3 protein-coding genes are annotated in these 2,315 nt (G+C 69.1%); all 3 read left to right on the top strand.

What is annotated here, in order from left to right; all coding sequences use genetic code 11:
- The first annotated feature begins 43 nt into the window (after positions 1–43).
- The 3 genes from AB0M20_RS38930 to AB0M20_RS38920 all read left to right on the top strand — a co-directional run bounded on the left by AB0M20_RS38930 (position 44) and on the right by AB0M20_RS38920 (position 2,311).
- Complete coding sequence (locus tag AB0M20_RS38930; protein ID WP_364306006.1) at positions 44–505, top strand: YbaK/EbsC family protein; 462 nt, start codon at positions 44–46, stop codon at positions 503–505.
- Between the two features lie 259 nt (positions 506–764).
- Entirely contained in the window at positions 765–1,832 is a 1,068-nt protein-coding gene (locus tag AB0M20_RS38925; RefSeq protein ID WP_364306004.1) for a glyceraldehyde 3-phosphate dehydrogenase NAD-binding domain-containing protein, read from the top strand.
- A 17-nt stretch (positions 1,833–1,849) separates the two neighbouring features.
- On the top strand, positions 1,850–2,311 hold the full coding sequence (locus AB0M20_RS38920; RefSeq protein ID WP_364306003.1) for a pyridoxal-phosphate dependent enzyme: 462 nt from the start codon (positions 1,850–1,852) through the stop codon (positions 2,309–2,311).
- The last annotated feature ends 4 nt before the right edge of the window (positions 2,312–2,315 follow it).

Raw genomic sequence — 2,315 nt, 5'->3', positions numbered from 1 at the left:
CGACGTTCACCGGCAATCGGGCGGCGTTCATTACAGTGACCGGATGAACGCCGCGCTCGAGGCCGTCGCCGCCGCTGGGATCAAGCACGAGGTGGTCCGTCACGGGCCGGCCGGCAGCCTCGAGGAGGCGGCGCGCAACCAGGGCGTCGAGGTGCGTGACGTGGTCAAGACACTGGTCGTGCGCCGCGCCGCCGGCGACTACGTCTTCGTGCTGGTGCCGGGTGGCCGGGTGATCTCCTGGCCCAAGCTGCGCGCCCTGCTCGGCGTCAACCGGCTGTCCATGCCGGACGCCGCCACCGCCAAGGAGGCCACCGGGTACGAACGCGGCACGATCACGCCGTTCGGCGCCTCCACCGCGTGGGACGTGATCGGTGACGAGCGGATCCGCGGCCGCACGATCAGCCTCGGTGCCGGGGAACGCGGTGTCGCGTTACGGTTGGACGCCGACGAGGCGGTGTCGGCGCTCGGCGGCACATTCGCCGACGTGTCCGATCGTGATCACTAAACTGGGATCGTTTGCCGAATGGCTCAACAACGGGCCTACCGGTTGACTCGGTCCCCGTTTGTGGACCATGGCCTGGTCAGGGCCCCTGTCGGGGCGGACGCCGCGGGCGTCCAACTGCGACTCGCCGGTGTGACGTCCTCGTCTGCGTCGATGCGTTGACGTGCAACTTGCACACTCATAGTGTCAAGCGCGTGACGGACGGTTTAAGTAAGACCAATAGTTGGGGCGCAGTCAGGCCAGGGGGCCATGAGGAGTCTCAGTGACAGTCACAATCGGCATCAACGGATTCGGACGTATCGGACGCTGTCTGACCCGGATCGTGTCGGCGCATCCCGACCCCGGCATCACCATCGCCGCGATCAACGACATAGCGACGCCGGACAGACTGGCCTACGGTCTGCGGCGTGACAGCATCCGCGGCACCTTCCCGGGCACGGTGACCGCCCGCGCCGACCAGCTCGTGGTGAACGACCGGACCATCCGCGTCTTCAACCACGACCGGCCGGAGCGGATCCGCTGGGCCGAGGAGGGCGTCGACGTCGTGATCGAGGCGACCGGCCGGTTCCGCTCCGGGGAGGTGGCCCGCCGGCACATCACGCACGGCGGCGCCCGCAAGGTGGTGATCAGCGCGTCCGCCGACGAGCCGGACGCGTTCCTGGTGATGGGCGCCAACCAGGCCACCTACGACCCGGCACGCCACGACGTGGTGTCCCCGGCCTCCTGCGGCGTCAACGCGCTGACCATCATGGCCAAGGTGCTGCTCGACCGGTTCGGGCTGCACTCGGTCTCGACGTCGGTGGTGCTCGCCGTGCAGGGCTGGCAGAAGGTGCACGACGGCCTGGTCGGCGCCTCCCGCAACGACCCGCGGCTCGGCCGGGGCTCGCTGGAGAGCATCATTCCGCACAACTACGTGGTCGGTGACCTGGTGCGGCACATCCTGCCCGGCATCGGCGAGATGATGTTCAGCTACTACTGCGTTCCCACGCCGGTGGGCTCACTCGCGGAGCTCGCCGGGCACACCGACCGTCCGGTGTCCGTCGAGGAGGTCAACCGCGCGATGGCCGAGGCCGCGGCGGGCCCGCTGCGGGGCATCCTCGGGTACGACCCCGACCCCACGGTCTCCGTCGACGTCAAGAACAACCCGGCGTCCTGCCTGCTCGACCCCTCCGGCACCCAGGTGACGCCGGACGGCGCGGTGCGCGTCCGCGGCTGGTTCGACAACGAGTGGGGCTTCTCGCACCGACTGCTCGACCTCGCGCGTCTGGTCGGTGATCGCCGATCAGAGACGACCGTCACGGCCGGTCTGGGGCTCTGGAGCCTTGCCTGACGCCTAACGTGGCTGGGATGGTCACTGTCGACGACGTCCGCACCGCGCGGGCGCGCATTTCCGGCCGGGTCCGGCGCACGCCGCTGTTGCAGGCCGGACCCGAGCTGTGGTTCAAGCTGGAGTTCGCCCAGTACGCGGGCTCGTTCAAGACCCGCGGCATGGTCAACCGGATGCTCGCCGCCGGCCGGCTGCCCGAGGCCGGCGTGGTCGCCGCGTCCGGTGGCAACGCGGGTCTGGCCGCCGCCTACGCCGCCGCCGAGCTGGGCGTGCCGGCCGAGGTCTTCGTGCCGCTCACCGCCCCGCCGGTCAAGGTCGCCAAACTCGGCAAGCTGGGGGCGCGCGTGGTTCAGGTGGGCGACGAGTACGCCGAGGCGTATGCGGCCGCCGCCGTGCACGCCGAGACCACCGGGGCGCTCTTCTGCCACGCCTACGACTTTTGGAATTTTGAAAAACAAAATTATTTCTTAAAAAATTTGTAACGTT

Source organism: Actinoplanes sp. NPDC051633 (assembly GCF_040681735.1).
Taxonomy (GTDB): domain Bacteria; phylum Actinomycetota; class Actinomycetes; order Mycobacteriales; family Micromonosporaceae; genus Actinoplanes.
The sequence above is the reverse complement of the archived record's forward strand: the minus strand, read 5'-3'. Positions and strand labels throughout refer to the sequence as shown.

Coding starts and splice junctions, on each gene's coding strand:
- AB0M20_RS38930 (WP_364306006.1), top strand. CDS start 44: ATGAACGCCGCGCTCGAGGCCGTCGCCGCCGCTGGGATCAAGCACGAG.
- AB0M20_RS38920 (WP_364306003.1), top strand. CDS start 1,850: ATGGTCACTGTCGACGACGTCCGCACCGCGCGGGCGCGCATTTCCGGC.